The following is a 15,922-nucleotide window of genomic DNA, read 5'->3' on the forward strand; positions in this document are numbered from 1 at the left end:
GTTCAGCCTTTCATCGCATTCGCGAGGGTGTTGAGTTTGGTCTTGATGGAGGCGTCGATCATCTGGCTGCCGAGCCGGACGACGATGCCGCCGAGAAGCGAGGGGTCGACCCGCGCATCGATCGCGACGTCGCGGCCGAGACGGGTCTTGAGATTGCTCTTGAGCGCGGCAACCTGCTGGTCGTCGAGCGCCCGGGCGGAAGTAACCTCGGCGGTGGTTTCGCCGCGGTGGCCGGCGGCCAGCTGGCGGACCACGCGGATCACCGACTTCAACTCTCCCAGGCGGCCGTTCTTGGACAGCACGTTGAGGAAGTTGGCGGTGGTCGGGTCGATGCTCAGCGTCGGGACCAGCGCAGCGATCGCCTTGGCGGCATCGGCGCGGCCGACCATCGGGCTGGACACCAGCGCCGCGAAGTCGGTCGATTCGGTCAGCGCCCGATCCAGCGAATCGAGGCTGCGGGTGACCGCATCGATCTTCATTTCGTCGCGTGCGAGGCCGAACAAAGCAGTCGCGTAGCGCCCTGCTAAGCTGGCCTGAATGCCGCCGGATGTCTCCACGTGCTCGAAGCTCCAGACAAGGAATTTGCCTCATACGGAACGGGCGCCCCGGAAAACCGCGCGCCCCCTATGAGTTGGCGCGCCCCTAGCAAGCACCGGGCCGCGATGCAAGGCGGCGGATGGGCGTCCTCGCGTCTGTCGCCAACGGCCAAATTTTTGGGCGCAAGCAACGGGATGCGGCGACCGGTGTCCGCGGCTAGCCCCGGACCATGACCTACCGAATCACGGGCCTCGATCCCACCCCCTACCGCCCCTTGTTCGCGCTTGACGTTGAAGCGCTCCGCCAGCGCGGCGTGGTACGCATGGTCGCGGACGCGCAGCCGGGATTTCCGTGCCGGGTGACGCTCGACGATTGCGCGGTCGGCGGGGCGGTCCTGCTCGTCAACCACGTGTCCCATGATGCCGGCCCCTATCGCGCCAGCCACGCCATCTTCGTCAGCGAAGGGGCCGACGCCGCCGAATTCCGCGATGCGGTCCCGCCAGCGCTCGACCGCCGAGTCCTGTCGCTGCGCGCCTTCGACCGCGACGGGATGATGAGCGCAGCGATGCTTGTACAGGCCGGCGAGGCCGATGACGCCATCCGCACCTTGCTCGACGATCCGGCCGTCGATCATGTCGACGCACACAACGCGGTGCGGGGCTGTTTCGCGGCGCGGATCGAGCGAGACTAGATCGTGCGCGTGTAGAAATGGGTGAACGGCGTCGGCTTGTAGTCGCCGAACGGAGCGCAGTGTTCGAAGCCATCACGCTCGTACAAGCGGTTCGCGGCGGCAAAGAGTTCGGTGTTGCCGGTTTCAAGACTTAGGCGGGTCAGGCCCATTTCTTGCGCCGTCTCGATCAGGTGCGCCAGCATCCGGCCACCGACCCCTCGGCCGAGGGCTTCCGGTTCGGTCCGCATGGATTTGAGTTCGCCGTGTGTCGCATCGAGCGTCTTCAGGGCGCCGATGCCGAGCAGGCGATCAGCCTCTCGCAACGAAAAGAAGCGGATGGCCGGATCGCGAAGCGAATCGAGATCGAGGACGTGGCAGGCGTCACGCGGCGAGCCGGCACGCATCTGCTTGAAGTGAAAGGTCAGCAAGGCGCGAACGTCGTCGCGATCGAGTTCGCCTTCGTGGACCATCCAGCCGGTCACCGTCCGCATCCGCGCGACAGGTCGGCAATGACCGCGAAATGGTCGGATGCCACGCGGCCACCGTCGCCGTGCCACGCCAGCGTCGCATGGCGCCGCACCCGCCAGTCGTCCGACACCAGGATGTAGTCGATCCGCCGGCTTTCGGCGGGAAGCGCCCGGAACTCGTTGAAGGTGCCTTCCGGCCCCAGCGGTGCCGTCTGGCTGGCGGCGCGGCTGTCGCGAAGCGTCGGTGTCCCGGTCGTCAGCGCGACGATCGGCGCGGTCGTCGGTTCTGTATTGAGGTCACCGGTCATCAGCAGCGCCTCGCCCGGACGCCGCGCCGTCGCGAGCCAGCGTTTGACCTGCCTGGCCGATTCCAGCCGCGCGGTCGTGCCGACATGGTCGAAATGGCTGTTGACCGCCAGCACGCGCCGCCCGCTCTTGCGGTCGACAAGGTGCGCCCAGGTGGCGATCCGCGGGAAGGCCGCGTCCCACGCCTTCGACGGGCGGTCCGGCGTCGGTGACAGCCAGAAGGTGCCGCTCGACGTCACGCGAAAGCGGTCGCGCCGGACGGCAAGGTTGGAATATTCGCCCTTCGACTTCCCGTCGTCGCGGGGGACGCCGAGGATGACGTAGTCGGGCAGCGCCCGGCGCAGGTCGTCGCGCTGGCCGGGAACGACTTCCTGAAGGCCAAGGATGTCGGGGCGCATCAGCGCGACCTGCCCGACGAAGAAGTCGCGCCGGCGCTCCCACCGATTGTCCCCATCGGCGGCGATGTCGAGGCGGATGTTGAAGCTCATCGCCCGAACCTCGTCCGGAGCGCAGGTCGCCGCGCCGGCGGGTTCAGCAAGGGTGAGTGCCAATCCGGCCAGCAAGGTCTTCCAGCTTTGACCGCAAGCCGCGGGATGCATCATGCCCTGCCTCATTCTATGACCATTCCCATGACCAGACCCGACCCCCTGCTCGCCTGGGCCGCCTTCGAGGCCCGCGACCGCGCCAAAGACGGCCAATTCGTCGGCGCCGTCAAGACGACGGGTATCTATTGCAAGCCAAGTTGCCCGGCGCGCCACCCCAAACGCGAGCATGTCGAATTTTTCGCAACGGCGGCCGACGCGCGAGCCGCCGGCTATCGCGCCTGCCTGCGTTGCCGTCCTGACGAGGTCGGCCGCGATCGCGAAGCTGTCGCCCGCGCGGTGCAGATCATCGAGGAAACGGAAGAAGTGCCGCGGCTCGACGCGCTCGCCGCCGCCGTCGGCTATGCGCCGCACCACTTCCAGCGCCTGTTCACCCGCGACATGGGCGTATCGCCCGCTGCCTACGCACGCGCGCTCCGCGCCCGACGGGCCGAAGAACACCTTGATGAGGATAAACCGGTGACCGAAGCCATCTACGATGCCGGCTATGCCGCCCCAGCCGATTTTACGCCGACACGAAGGAACGGATCGGCATGACTCCGTCGGCATGGCGCGACGGGGGCGGGGCGAAACCATCCGCTATGTCGTCACTGACAGCCCGCTCGGGCCATTGCTGGTCGCGGCCACGTCACGCGGCATCTGCCGACTGACCTTCAACGAGGACGAGCGCGCCCTCCATCGCCGCTTCCCCAACGCCGACATCCGTCCCGACGACGGTACCATTGCGCCGTGGGTCGAGGGGGCCATGCGGGCGATCCGCACGCCTTCGCAGGCGCCGGAGGTGCCAATCGACGTTCGCGGCACGGCCTTCCAGGAGGCGGTGTGGCAGGAACTGCGAAAAATCCCGCTGGGCGAAACGCGAAGCTACGCCGACATTGCTGCCGCGATCGGCCAGCCCGGCGCCGTGCGTGCCGTGGGGACGGCCAACGGCTCCAACCCGGTGTCGGTGCTGGTGCCCTGCCACCGCGTTATCCGCGCTGACGGCAGCCTCGGCGGCTACGGCGGCGGCATCGAGAACAAGAAGAAGCTGCTCGCCGCCGAAGGCATCACTCCGCGCGAACCCGTCCTGCCGCTGGTCGATTAGCTGCTTGCCCTTCTCGCCCACCTTGGCCAGCATGGCCGCAAAGGGGTGGGGATGATGACAAGCGACGTGGTGGTCGGCGTCAAGCCGACGTGGAAGAAGATCATCGATTTTCCGCTGGTGGCACTGGTCATCGCGGTGCTGTGCCTGATGCTCGCAAACCTGGTCGCGCCAATGGTGATCGGCTTTCTCGCGGGCCTTGCCGGCGAGCCGCAAATCACCCGCGAGCGTGTCCAGGAGCTGCTGACCGGCACGTACCTGATTCCCGCTGCGATTATCGAAGTCATCGCATCGGTCGTCATCTACAAGCTCGTCATCCGCCGCCTCGGCGACAATCCGCACGATGACCTGCCGCTGGCCGGCGCGGTTCGGGACGGAGGGCACGGACTGCTGGCCGGGGCGGTCATCTTCAGCATCATCGTCGGGATCGCCGCGTTGCTCGGCGTCTATCACATCACCAGCGGGGGCGACTGGTCGTCCTTCACCTACTCGCTGGTCGCGATGGGCCTGATGCCCGGCTTCCGCGAGGAACTGCTGTTCCGCGGGGTCCTGTTCCGGTTCCTGGAGGATTTCGGCGGAAGCTGGGTCGCGCTGTTCCTGACCTCGGCCCTGTTTGGTTTGGCCCACCTCGGCAACGACAAAGCGACCTATTTCAGCAGCTTCGCCATCGCGGTCGAGGCAGGGCTGCTGCTTGGCGCGGTCTACATGCTGACCCGCAGCCTGTGGATGGCGATGGGCCTGCACGCGGCGTGGAATTTCACGCAAGGTTTCATCTGGGACGTCAACGTCTCGGGCTTTGAAGCGGACGGCATTGTCACTGCACGCCTTGACGGCCCCGTGTACCTGTCGGGCGGCGGTTTTGGCCTGGAAGCGTCGGTCATCGCGCTGGTCTGCGCGACGGCGTTGGGTCTGTTCTACCTCCGGCTCGCCATCCGGCGCGGCCACCTGGTCCAGCCATGGTGGGTGGGCCGCCGCATCGCCCGCGACAACGTCAGCGTACCCTCAACCGCCGAAGCCTAGAGAAAGCTGTAGGGATCGACGTCGACCGCGACGCGAACTTTCGACCCCCATTCGACGCCGCCCAGCCAGTCGCGGATGACGTCCTGGACGTCGAGCTTGCGGGCGGCGTGGATCAGCAGGCGCTGGCGGTGGCGGCCGCGCAGCATCGCGAGCGGGGCTGGCGCCGGGCCGAACACCGCCATGTCGTCGACCTTGGGCGCGGCGTGGCCGATGCGGCGGGCGACGCCTTCCGCCTCGGCCTTGTCCTCGCTCGACACGATGATCGCCGCCAGCCGGCCGAATGGCGGCATCGCCGCGTCGCGACGGGCCTCGGTTTCGGCGGCGTAGAAGCCGGGGCCGTCGCCACTGACCAGCGCGGCTATCACCGGCGCGTCGGGATCGTGGGTCTGGACCAGCACCCGGCCCGGCTTGTCGCCGCGACCGGCACGGCCGGCAACCTGCTGTATCTGCTGGAAGCTGCGTTCGGCGGCGCGGAGGTCGCCGCCCTGGAGGCCAAGGTCGGCGTCGACCACCCCGACCAGGGTCAGGTTGGGAAAGTGATAGCCCTTGGTCACCAGCTGCGTGCCGACGACGATGTCGAGTTCGCCCGCGTCCATCGCCCGAACGAACTCGGCGGCCCGGGCCGGGGACCAGATGGTGTCGCTGGTGACGATCGCGGTGCGCGCGTCGGGAAACAGCTCGGCGACCTCGTCCGCGATACGTTCGACGCCGGGACCGCAGGCGACCAGGCTGTCCTCCTCGCCGCATTCGGGGCAGGCCTTGGGCGGCGGCATGACATGGCCGCAGTGGTGGCAGGCCAGGCGGTGCATCAGCCGGTGTTCGACCATCCACGCCGTGCAATTCGGGCACTGGAAGCGGTGGCCGCAGTGCCGGCACAGGGTCAGAGGCGCGAAGCCGCGGCGGTTGAGGAACAGCAGGGATTGTTCGCCGGCGTCGAGGTTGGCCTGAAGCTCCGCCACCAGGCTTGGCGCCAGCCAGCGTCCGCGCGGCGGCGGGTCCTGCGTCAGGTCGATGGCCCGGATCGCGGGCATCGACGCGCCGGCGTGGCGCTCGGTCAGCTGAACTTCGCGATAGCGGCCGATCTCGACCATGTGGCGCGTCTCGATCGCCGGGGTGGCGGACGCGAGGATGACGGGGATTTCCTCGAAATGGCCGCGCATCACCGCCACGTCGCGGGCGTGATACTGGACGCCCTCTTCCTGCTTGAACGACGGTTCGTGCGCTTCGTCGACGACGATCAGTCCAAGGTTGGCGTAGGGCAGGAACAGCGACGAACGCGCGCCAACCGTCACCCGGGCCTCTCCGCTGGCAATGGCGCGCCAGGCACGGCGGCGCTGCGAGGAACGAAGGTCGCTGTGCCATGCCACCGGCTCGCAGCCGAAGCGCGCGGTGAAACGGGTCAGGAAGGGTTCCGTCAACGCGATTTCGGGAAGCAGGACCAGAACCTGCTTGTCCTGTCGGAGCGCCTCGGCGATCGCCTCGAAGTAGACTTCGGTCTTGCCGGAACCGGTGACGCCGTCGAGCAGGGTCGGGTCGAAACCACCGCCGATCGCGCCGGTCAGGCTGGCGGCCGCCTCGCGTTGTTCGTCGCTTAGCTGGGGAGGGGCGAAGTCGGGGTCGGGTTCGGGAAAGGGCTGGTCGCCGTCGACCTCGACTCGCTCCAACGCGCCGGCGTTGACCAGTCCGCGCATCACCGCCTCGCTGACCTCGGCAAGGGCGGCAAGCTCGCGAACCGTCCCCTGCCGCCCCTCGATCCGGGCCAGCGCCTGCTCGCGCTGCGGAGTCAGGCGGGCGGGGGCGTTGCCGGTCGGGCGATACTCGACCATCGTCCGTGGCCCGGCAAGCGCCGAGGACGACGGCAGGATCATGCGCAGTACGCTGGCCAGCGGCGACAGGTAATAATCGGCGGTCCATTCGGCCAGACGGCGCAGCGCCGGCCGCACCGGGGGTACTTCGACCAGCCCGGCCAGCGGACGCAGGCGATTGTCCCCGACTTCCTCGCTCGGCAGTCGCTCGGCCTCCCACGCCACACCCAACATCTGGCGCGGACCCAATGGTGCGACGACGACGCTGCCCGGTTCGACCGCCATTCCGTCCGGCACGCGATAGTCGAGCGGGCCGAGGGCCGCGTTGAGCGTGACGATTCGGGCGCGGGGGAGGGGCATCGCGCCCCGACTTAGTGCGAAACGGGTCGCGGGCAATGGCAGCCCGCGACCCAGCCCCCTGTTACTTGCCCGCCGTTTCCGCCTCGGCGGGTGCGAGCCCGGCGATCAGCGACCCGCCGACTTTCACCTGTCCGCTCGACGCCGCGAAGCTGGTGCCGACCGGCTCGGCGCGGCCGCCCAGGCAATTCGCGAGGAATTGTTCCTGGATGGCGTTCCAGCCGATGCGGTTGGGCGCCCGGCGCAGGCCGTGACCTTCGTCGGGGAACAGGATGTAGGTCACCGGAATTGACCGCCTGGTCATCGCGTCGACGATCTGCTCGGCCTCCGACACTTTCACGCGCGGATCCTTGGCGCCCTGGCCGATCAGCAGCGGCTTGGTGATGCGGTCGGCAAGGTAGACCGGCGAGCGCTCCTTCAGCCACGCCAGGCCTTCCGGCGTGCGCGGGTCGCCCATGCGGCGATAAAGCTGGTTGCGCATGCTTTCCCAGTGCGCCGGCATCGACGCCAGCAGCGTTTCCAGGTTGGACGGCCCGACCATGTCGACGCCGCATGCGAAGCGATCCGGGGTCATGGTCAGCGCCGCCAGCGTGGCATAGCCGCCGTAGCTTCCGCCCATGATCGCGACCTTGTCCTGGCTGGTGACCCCGCGCGCGACCGCCCAGTCGACCGCGTCGAGCAGGTCGTCCTGCATCTTGCGGCCCCATTCGCCGTTGCCCGCGGCAACGAACGCCTTGCCGAAGCCGGTCGAGGCGCGGAAGTTCGGTTCCAGCACCGCATAGCCGCGGTTGGCGAGCAGCTGGTGGGTCGGGCTGCTGCCATATTCGGAGCGTCCCCACGGCCCGCCGTGAACAATCACGACCATCGGCACCGGATGGTCGGGGACTCCGTCGGCGTCGGCGTCCGACCCTGGCGGAAGGGTCAGGTAGCTGACCAGCGTCAGGCCGTCGCGCGACTTGATTTCCAGCGGATGCATCGCCGCCAGCGGTTTCCCTTCCAGATCCGGCCGCGACAGGAACAGGCGGGTCAACGCCTTGGTGGGGCGGTCGTACAGCCAATATTCGCCCGGCGCCTTGATCGGATCGACGACGACCACCCAGCGGCGATTATCGCTCGACCGGCTGCCCAGGTAGAAATCGTTGCCGAAGCGCTGCTTGAGGATCGCAATGTCGCCGGCGATCGCCCCGCCCACCGGACGATATTCGACCGTTGTATAGTTGAGTTCGAACGCCTCGGCGTCGCCCGTCGTCGGATCGGTGAGGAGACCACCAAGGTCGGCCCGCGCGTCTTCCGCGACCAACGTCCGCGCGCCCGTCGCGACGTCGACCGCGAACAGCGCCGCCGTGTCGCGCCCGCGCGCATCCGACCAGTAAAGCGTACGGCCATTGCCGCCGAAGCCAAGCGGCCGCGTGGTCTGGGACTCTTCGAAAGCGATAGTCTCGAACGGGGTCGCCTCGACCTTGAAGCCATCGGCGCGGTGAAGGTCGTATCCGCCGTCCGCGCCATTCTTGCGCGCGAGACGCAGGTTCAGCTTCTCGTCGAACATCCACCGGGCATATTGACCGTCGTTCCGGAGCAGCAGCGTTCGGTGACCCGTCGCCAGGTCGACCGAATAAAGATCGTGCCACTTCGGGTCGCGGTCGTTGAGGCCGACGACGATCCGGTCGCCGACCAGCGGCGAGATGGCCTCGACCGTGACGGTCGAATCCTTCGCGGCGACCAGTGTGCGCATGGCGCCACCCGTCGCCGGGACCGAAAAGAGCCGCCAGTTCTCGTCGCCGTCATTGTCGAGCGCGATCAGCAGCGACTGGCTGTCGGGTGCCCAGAAGTAACGTGACAGCGGCCGCTTCTTTTCGGCGGTGACCGGCTTGGCGGCCGCTGGATCGGCTACCGGCGCAACCCACAGGTTGAGCATGCCATCGACCGGGGCCAGCCAGCTCAGCTTGCTGCCGTCGGGTGAAATGCGGACCGCGGTGCGCGCCGCGTCGCCGAACAGCAGGTCGCGCGGCAGCAGCGGGACGCCGCTCATGTCCGGTACGCGTGCAACCTTCGGCGCGGCGGGCGTGCTCGCCACTGGTGTCCCGCCCATGCTGCATGCGCCGAGCGCCAGCGCGCCGGTGCCGGCCAGCAATGATTTTCCGAGTAGAATGCGATCCACGACTTTCCTCCCTTTGCTGCCCTAGTGTATTAGGTCAGCAACACAGGAGTCAACCCGTGGTCAGTTGGCTATTTGCCCCGCTTCTTGCGGTGGGTGTCGAGGTCTAGGACGGCATTCTCCTCGCCGTCCTCCGGCAAAAGCCCCAGCCGGCGCGCCACTTCCTGGTAAGCCTCGGCCTCGCCGCCCAGGTCCTGGCGGAAGCGGTCCTTGTCCAGCTTTTCATTCGACTTCATGTCCCACAGGCGGCAGCCATCGGGGCTGATCTCGTCGGCCAGGATGATGCGGGCAAAGTCGCCGTCCCACACCCGTCCGAATTCCAGCTTGAAGTCGACCAGCCGGATGCCGATCGCCGCGAACATGCCGCACATGAAGTCGTTCACGCGGATCGCCATGTCGGCGATGTCGTTCATTTCGTCCTGGCTGGCCCAGCCGAAGCAGGCGATATGCTCGTCGGCGATCAGCGGATCGCCCAGTGCGTCGTCCTTATAATAATATTCGATGATCGTCCGCGGCAGCTGCGTGCCTTCCTCGATCCCCAGCCGCTTCGACAGCGAACCGGCGGCGACGTTGCGGATGACGACCTCGATCGGGACGATCTCGACCTGCCGGATCAACTGCTCGCGCATGTTAATGCGACGGATGAAATGGGTCGGCACGCCGATCGTCGCCAGTGCCGTGAAGATATGTTCCGAAATGCGGTTGTTGAGCACGCCCTTGCCATTGATCGTGCCCCGCTTCTGCGCGTTGAACGCGGTCGCGTCGTCCTTGAAATACTGGATCAGCGTGCCGGGCTCGGGACCCTCGTAGAGGATCTTGGCCTTACCTTCGTAGATCTGGCGACGACGGGACATAGGGCGTGGGGACTCCGGTGCCGGGAAGGGAGCGCGGCCTATAGGCGAGCCGCGCTCCGCAAGCAATCGAGCACCGGGAGATGGACCCTGGTTCGTCGGAGTTGCTGCCGTCAGGCGTTCTTCGAGCGTCGCGACCACGGCGCATCGAACTGGACGCGGTGAAGGCTGCGGAACGCTTCCATGAACGCTTGGCCGATTTGCTTGAGATCCTGGACCAGGCCGTCGATCGAACAATTGAGGTCGTCGCGGGCCATCTGATATTCGCGGTCATAAATTTCATCGCGCATCTTTCCGTCTCCTCTCCAATAGGTCGTGGCCGGCGCAGGCTGGGGAGTTCGTCAGGGGCTCCGGCCACCAAAGGGAGATAGGCTGAAGGCGTTGGCTTGCCCAATTGAATAGGCAGGCGTAACGATAAGCACAGCTTATGACGCAGTCCCCACGCAACCTGCCGCCGCTGTCTGCCATCCGTGCCTTCGAAGCCGCCGCTCGACTGGAAAATTTCACGGCGGCAGCCGCCGAACTTGGCATGACCCAGGCGGCGGTCAGCTATCAGGTTAAGGCGTTGGAACAGCGGCTCGGCGCGCCGCTGTTCGCGCGGGAACGGGGCCGCGCGGTGCTGACCCCACTCGGCGCCCGCCTGCTTCCCGCGCTGACCGGCGCATTCGATGCGATGGCCCAGGCCTTCGCCATCAACCGCGAGGAGGACGAGGGGCTGCTGACGATTGCCACTACCTTCACCTTCGCCAACACCTGGCTGACGTGGCGGTTGGGGTCCTTCCAGATCGAACACCCCGACCTCGCCGTCAGGCTATCGACCGGTAACGCGCTGGTGAACCTGGTCGCTAGCGAAGCCGATGTGGCGATCCGCGCCGGGACCGGCGATTGGCCCGACTTGGATGTCGTCGAGCTGATGCCGGTCGACTTCACCCCAATGTGCACGCCGTCATTCCTGAAACGGACGGAGGATCGGCTGGGAAGGCCGATCCAGCCGGGCGATCTCACCAGCCTGTCCCAGCTCAGCCCGGATGACCCCTGGTGGGACCTGTGGTTCGACGCGGCCGGTGTCGATCACAAGGAGCGACGCCGCCCGGTCGGCCTTCGCCTCGACAGCCAGGCCGACGAGGGGCATGCCGCGATGGGCGGCCAGGGGATTGCGCTGCTGACCCCGGAATTCTGGCGCAACGACATGCGCGACGGACGGCTGGTGCAGCCGTTCCCGATTACCGCCACCGCCGGCTACCGCTATTGGTTGGTCACCGCGCCGGGCCGGTCGCGCGTACCCAAGATCAAGCGGTTCCGTGAATGGCTGCTCGACCGGATCGCCGACACCCGTTCCTAGGACGCGGGCTTCGCCAGCTTGTCGCTGACGATGCGCACCTTCACCTGCCTGGCCGGATCGAACACCTGCCGTGCCATCCGCTGCAGGTCGGCGGCAGTCACCGCGCCCAGTCGCTGGCGGGTAGTGAGCATCCGCGTCAGTCTGAAGGGATCCGACTGGGCAACCGCGACCCGCGTCAGCCAGTTGCCGTTTTCGCGGAGCGAGCGGTCGGCGCGCTGCAGCAACGGGTTGCGTGCCCGCGCCAGGACATCGGCGTCGACCGGCTTGTCGCGAAGCGTCGCGGCGGCGGCAGCGATGACTTTTTCGACCTCGTCCATCTTGGTCGGTGACACGACGGCGCTGGCCGTCACCGTGCCGAAGTCCTTGTAGGTGTCGGACAGGCTGGCATCGACCGACGCGCCGTAACTGGCGCCGAGCTGCTCGCGGATCTCGTCGACCAGCATGTTCTGGAAAACGGTGGTCAGCAGCGCGAGCGTCGTCACCCGCTGCACGTCGCTGTCATCGAACGCAGGCCACGCCTCCACCACCATCGCTTGGTCGGCGCCACCGGTGTGGGTGAGCGTGATCGGGGCAAGGCTTGAGCGGAACCGCGCGGTTCGCGCCTGCGCATAGGCTGGTTCGGCCGCGGCGCGAGCGGGGAGCGCGCCGAAGCTGGCGGCGACGGCGGCGATCGTCTGCGCTTCGTCAAGGTCCCCGACGACGCCGATTTCGATCGGTGCATTCGCCGCGACCGGCGCGTAGGCGGCGGCGAGCTGCTTCAGGTCACGCTTGGCCAGTTCGGCCGCCGGCGGCACGCCGAAGCGCCAGTCGTCGTTGGCGAGGATCGCGGGCAGGATCGCCTGCGCGACCGCGGCCGGCTGGGCGCGAATCTGCCGGTCGATGACGGGCAGCAGGTTGGCGAATTGCGACGCGGCTTCGGGACGATAGCCGGGGTCGGTCATGAAGGCCGCGCTGACCTTCATCTGCGCCGCCAGGTCGGCCGGCGTCGTAATCCCGTTCGAGACGAAGGCGTCGTCCTCGACCTGCACGCCATAGCTGATCAGCTTTCCGGCCATGACTTCCTTGAGATCCTCCAGCGACTGCTTGCGCGTCGCGCCGATGTCGCTGGTCGCGCTCATCGTCATGTCGAGGCCGGGAAGGCTGCGTGGAAGCGCGAGCTGCCCGCCGGCCATCCGGACGGAATATCGGACGCGGCCCTTTTCGAAGTCGGTCTTCTTGAGGTTTAGGCGGACGTTGTTGGCGAAGCGGATCTGGCGAACGCCCGACGCGGCATCGACCTTGTCGGCGACGACTTTCCCGGGCGCTCCGAAGCTATCATAGGCGAAGGCCAGCGCACCATTGTCGGCGGGTGCAGCGACCTTGACCGCGCGGCTAGTGGCGTAGGCGGCGGCAAGCTGCTGCGGTGTGCCAATCGGCGCCTTGTCGGAGATGTAGGTAACCGGTGCACTGCCGGTCCACAGCCGATTGAACTCGGCGTTGACCTCGGCCAGCGTGATCGTCGGTGCGGTCGCCTTGAACTGGGCCAGCCGCCATGCGGGCGCGGTGATGACCTGCCGCTCGATGATGTTGGAAACGATCTGCCCGGCCAGCGCCTGGCTGGTGCGGGTATCGGCCTGCGCGGCCTCGGTTTCGGCGCGGGTGGTGAGGTCGGCCATCTGCCGCTTCAGCTCGGCCTGGGTAAAGCCGAACTCGCGGGCACGGCGGACCTCCTGCTCGATCGTGGTCAGCGCCGACTTCCACTCGCCGTCCTTGGCGTAAAGCGAGACCGAGCTTTGCAGCGCCTGGTCGCGGAACTGGCTGTCGACGTCCATCGACCCGCCGAGCAGCGGCGAATTGGGGGCATTGGCGATGCGCGCCAGCCGCTTGTTGAACATCCCGACCGCGACGTTGCGGATCAGCTTGCGGCGGCGTTCGGCAATGGTGTCGGCAGGATCGTCCCACGGACGAAGAACCGACAGGGTGACCGACGTTGGCGTGGCGGGATCGACGAACGTGCCGAACGCGGCCGGGCGCTTGAGGTCGACGGTGCCCCGGGGCAGCGGGGCGCCGGCCGGACCCTTGCCGCGCCAGTCGCCGAACTTGGCCCTGATCTTCGCTTCGACGACATCGGGGTCGATATCGCCGACGACGACCAGCGTGGCGTTTTCCGGGCGGTAGTAGCGGCGATAAAGGTCCGCGATCCGCGCCGCGTCGACCTTGGTGATGACGTCGGTGGTGCCGATCGGGATGCGCTTCGCATAGGGCGTGCCGGGCGCCTGGAAATCGAGCAGGCCGAGGAGGTAACGGATCTGGTAGCTGTCGCGGGCGCGGCGCTCGCCTTCGATCACCCCGCGCTCGCGATTCACCGCGGCGGGATCGAACGTCACCTCGCTGGCGATTTCGCGCATCAGGAACAGCGCGGTGTCCATCCGCGCGGCGTCGGCCTGCGGAATGTCGAGCATGTAGGTGGTGGCGTCAAAGCCGGTCTGGGCGTTGGTGTCGGGCCCGAAGGCGAGGCCCTGCCGCTCCAGGAGCTTGATCATGTCGCCTTCGGGGACGTTGGTCGTCCCGTTGAACGCAAGATGCTCGATGAAGTGGGCAAGGCCGCGCTCGGCATCGCTTTCGCCGAGCGATCCGAAGCCGATGTTGAGCCGGACCGCCGCGGTGCCCTTCGGAGTCGCGTTCTTGCGGATGGCGTAGCGCATGCCGTTGGCGAGGCGGCCATAGCGGATCGCGGGATCGGGAACGACGTCGGTCGCCTGCTGGCCCCAGGCGGCGGGCGAGTTGGCGGCTGGTGCTTGCCAGGCGAGTGCGGGCGGGGTGAGCGCCAGTGCGGCGGTGGCGAGCAGGACGAAACGGACGGCGCGGATCATGAACGAAAAACCCCTCCCACGGGAAAATCCCATTGGGGAGGGGCTTAGCGGCGGCGGAAGCGAGAGGCGAGTGGCCTATTCGCCAAGTGGCCGCAAATTTCGACGGGCGGCACCGGGGCGCCGCCCGCTCTTTGTCTCGGTCAGGCGACCTGCATCGCGAGGCCGCTGCGGCGCTTGGAGCGGCGCATGCCGGCGCCGATCGCGCCGAAGCCGACCAGCATCATCGCCCAGGTGCCCGGTTCCGGCACCGCGGCGGCGGCCTGGAAGTTGTAGCCGAGCGAGCCTTGGGTGGTCGTCAGGACGACATTGTCGGCCAGCGCGTTGAAGGACGTGCCGGCACCGCCGCCCTGGCCAACGCCGAAGGCGCTGACGAACCAGTTGCTGCCAAGGACATTGCCCCAGTCTTCGGCGGTGCGTAGGATGTACGAACCGGCGCCGCAGCCGGTGGTGCCGACGAAGCCGGTGCAGCCCCCGCCCGCCTGATACATCCAGAACAGGTCGGAAGCGGCGGCGCTGTCTTCGACGCCGAGGGTATATCCACCGTTATAGGCGGCTTCCCAGATCAGTTCGCCGCGAACCCCGTCGGTGTTGACATAGACGCGGAAGGCCGGCGACTGGATGCCGCCGCTGCCGCCGTCGAGGACGAGGTAGTCGCCGGTCAGGCTGACGATGCTGTCCGCCGCGCCGTAGTTCGTGGTCGGTACATAGTTGTTGCCGTTGAGGACGCGGGTGCGGTTGCCGGTCAGCTGCAGCGAGCCGTCGGCGTCGAGCGCGGTGTTGGACGTGATGGTCGCCGACGATCCGGCAGCCATTTCGCCGGCCGGGGCGGCGACGCCCTGCGATCCGTCGAGGGTGGTGATGTCAACGGTCTGCGCGGCGACGGGTGCAGCGAAGGCCACGGTGGCGAGCGCCACCGTCAGGACGTGCGAGAATTTCATGTGTCTTACTCCCCAAAAGCAACAAGTGCGCGCGACTACGAATGGCCGCGGCGGCGATACCAACAAGTCCTGAGCGGTTGCCCCCGACTCGGAAACCAGAGAGTTAACAGGCGTTAACTTTCTGTTAACCGCCGGAATAGTTGACAAAATAGTAACGGTCCCGAATTGAACCGGCACGATCCAAGTCTTGGCGAGCTGCTCGCGGCGGCTGTAGCCGGTTGCCGCGAACGAGTGCGGGCACCGGCGAATCCCCGCTTGAGATTGACGGCGCGATGGGTCAGGCTCTGTCCGGGCCGGGGAGGGTCGCATGAAGCTTTATCGAGTGAACAAGCTGGCCAAGCGCGGCGGCATGGTCGTCAAGCAGAAGAATGTGCTGGCCGCCAGCGACCAGCAGGCGGTCGCCGAGGCGGCGGAGAGCGACGATTGCCCGGTGTGTGACGTCCTTCACAACGGCACGCTCATCGGCCGGATCGACTAGTCGCAGGCGCGCCGAGCGCAGCCGAGCGATTGCGAAGCGATCGGGAGGCAGCGCGTAGAGTCGCGCTAGCCCGGCCAGCGGCGGCACGGCCGCCGACTGACGTCACGGATCTATTCCGTGACGGCTTCATTCCTTTCCTTGCGTCGCCAACCCGACGGAACAGCATCGCGGTGGCGCGGGTTGCGCCCTGCATGGCGTTTACCCAGCTCGATCCCCCGATCCCCGTCCACATCGTCGACCGCGGCGCCGGCCAGGCGTTCGCGGTGATCGACTATGGCCCCGAATTCGACCTGTTGTGGGTGACCGGCATGGACGACGGCGGCGAAATCTGGTGCGTCCCCAACCCGCAGGTCCGCCTGCAAGCCAACTGGTCGATGGGCCGCCGCCCGGCCAAGGCCAAGGAACCCAGAATCGCCGCGATCAGCTAGCGCGCCAAGCGCAGCCGAGCGATTGCAGGGCAA

General features: G+C 67.4%; 14 protein-coding genes and 1 pseudogene. 6 read left to right on the plus strand and 9 right to left on the minus strand.

Going from position 1 to position 15,922, the window contains the following annotated elements; translation table 11 throughout:
• Window positions 1–2: 2 nt before the first annotated feature.
• Window positions 3–557, minus strand: a complete 555-nt coding sequence (locus H9L12_RS02890) for a F0F1 ATP synthase subunit delta (protein ID WP_187542541.1) — start codon at window positions 555–557, stop codon at window positions 3–5.
• Between the two features lie 209 nt (window positions 558–766).
• On the opposite strand from H9L12_RS02890, the gene H9L12_RS02895 reads away from it, so the two are divergent.
• Window positions 767–1,228, plus strand: a complete 462-nt coding sequence (locus H9L12_RS02895) for a DUF1203 domain-containing protein (protein WP_187542542.1) — start codon at window positions 767–769, stop codon at window positions 1,226–1,228.
• On the opposite strand, the gene H9L12_RS02900 is transcribed toward H9L12_RS02895, so the two are convergent.
• Both H9L12_RS02900 and H9L12_RS02905 read right to left on the minus strand, forming a co-directional pair.
• Window positions 1,225–1,698, minus strand: a complete 474-nt coding sequence (locus H9L12_RS02900) for a GNAT family N-acetyltransferase (RefSeq protein ID WP_246450527.1) — start codon at window positions 1,696–1,698, stop codon at window positions 1,225–1,227. The two genes, H9L12_RS02895 and H9L12_RS02900, sit on opposite strands and share 4 nt — an antisense overlap.
• Window positions 1,686–2,582, minus strand: a complete 897-nt coding sequence (locus tag H9L12_RS02905) for an endonuclease/exonuclease/phosphatase family protein (RefSeq protein ID WP_187542543.1) — start codon at window positions 2,580–2,582, stop codon at window positions 1,686–1,688. Before H9L12_RS02905 ends, H9L12_RS02900 begins: the two co-directional genes overlap by 13 nt.
• Before the next feature lie 15 nt (window positions 2,583–2,597).
• Between H9L12_RS02905 and H9L12_RS13320 the strand changes: the two are divergent.
• Together H9L12_RS13320 and H9L12_RS02920 are read left to right on the plus strand one after the other, a co-directional pair.
• A pseudogene (locus tag H9L12_RS13320) lies at window positions 2,598–3,666 on the plus strand (bifunctional transcriptional activator/DNA repair enzyme AdaA).
• Window positions 3,667–3,717: 51 nt separating this feature from the next.
• Window positions 3,718–4,683, plus strand: coding sequence for a CPBP family intramembrane glutamic endopeptidase (locus tag H9L12_RS02920; RefSeq protein WP_187542546.1), 966 nt, complete (start codon window positions 3,718–3,720; stop codon window positions 4,681–4,683).
• On the opposite strand, the gene H9L12_RS02925 is transcribed toward H9L12_RS02920, so the two are convergent.
• The 4 genes from H9L12_RS02925 to H9L12_RS02940 all read right to left on the minus strand — a co-directional run bounded on the left by H9L12_RS02925 (window position 4,680) and on the right by H9L12_RS02940 (window position 10,141).
• Complete coding sequence (locus H9L12_RS02925; RefSeq protein ID WP_187542547.1) at window positions 4,680–6,848, minus strand: primosomal protein N'; 2,169 nt, start codon at window positions 6,846–6,848, stop codon at window positions 4,680–4,682. The two genes, H9L12_RS02920 and H9L12_RS02925, sit on opposite strands and share 4 nt — an antisense overlap.
• Window positions 6,849–6,909: 61 nt before the next feature.
• Complete coding sequence (locus H9L12_RS02930) at window positions 6,910–9,003, minus strand: S9 family peptidase (RefSeq protein WP_246450528.1); 2,094 nt, start codon at window positions 9,001–9,003, stop codon at window positions 6,910–6,912.
• A gap of 68 nt (window positions 9,004–9,071) precedes the next feature.
• Window positions 9,072–9,854, minus strand: a complete 783-nt coding sequence (gene purC / locus H9L12_RS02935) for a phosphoribosylaminoimidazolesuccinocarboxamide synthase (RefSeq protein ID WP_187542548.1) — start codon at window positions 9,852–9,854, stop codon at window positions 9,072–9,074.
• Window positions 9,855–9,964: 110 nt separating this feature from the next.
• Window positions 9,965–10,141 (minus strand): hypothetical protein, encoded by a 177-nt coding sequence (locus tag H9L12_RS02940; RefSeq protein WP_187542549.1) that lies wholly within the window; start codon window positions 10,139–10,141, stop codon window positions 9,965–9,967.
• Window positions 10,142–10,278: 137 nt separating this feature from the next.
• Between H9L12_RS02940 and H9L12_RS02945 the strand changes: the two genes are divergently transcribed.
• Window positions 10,279–11,193: a LysR substrate-binding domain-containing protein gene (locus tag H9L12_RS02945; protein ID WP_187542550.1), complete on the plus strand. Its 915-nt coding sequence runs from the start codon at window positions 10,279–10,281 to the stop codon at window positions 11,191–11,193.
• Here the strand turns inward: H9L12_RS02945 and H9L12_RS02950 are convergent.
• Both H9L12_RS02950 and H9L12_RS13325 read right to left on the minus strand, forming a co-directional pair.
• A complete protein-coding gene (locus H9L12_RS02950) occupies window positions 11,190–14,045 on the minus strand; it encodes a M16 family metallopeptidase (RefSeq protein WP_187542551.1) in 2,856 nt (951 codons plus the stop codon). The two genes, H9L12_RS02945 and H9L12_RS02950, sit on opposite strands and share 4 nt — an antisense overlap.
• Window positions 14,046–14,185: 140 nt before the next feature.
• Complete coding sequence (locus H9L12_RS13325; RefSeq protein ID WP_246450530.1) at window positions 14,186–14,983, minus strand: PEPxxWA-CTERM sorting domain-containing protein; 798 nt, start codon at window positions 14,981–14,983, stop codon at window positions 14,186–14,188.
• Between the two features lie 307 nt (window positions 14,984–15,290).
• Between H9L12_RS13325 and H9L12_RS02960 the strand changes: the two genes are divergently transcribed.
• Window positions 15,291–15,461, plus strand: coding sequence for a hypothetical protein (locus H9L12_RS02960; protein ID WP_187542552.1), 171 nt, complete (start codon window positions 15,291–15,293; stop codon window positions 15,459–15,461).
• A 191-nt stretch (window positions 15,462–15,652) separates the two neighbouring features.
• On the plus strand, window positions 15,653–15,889 hold the full coding sequence (locus tag H9L12_RS02965) for a hypothetical protein (RefSeq protein WP_187542553.1): 237 nt from the start codon (window positions 15,653–15,655) through the stop codon (window positions 15,887–15,889).
• Window positions 15,890–15,922: the final 33 nt, after the last annotated feature.

Source organism: Sphingomonas rhizophila, assembly GCF_014396585.1.
GTDB lineage: Bacteria > Pseudomonadota > Alphaproteobacteria > Sphingomonadales > Sphingomonadaceae > Sphingomicrobium > Sphingomicrobium rhizophilum.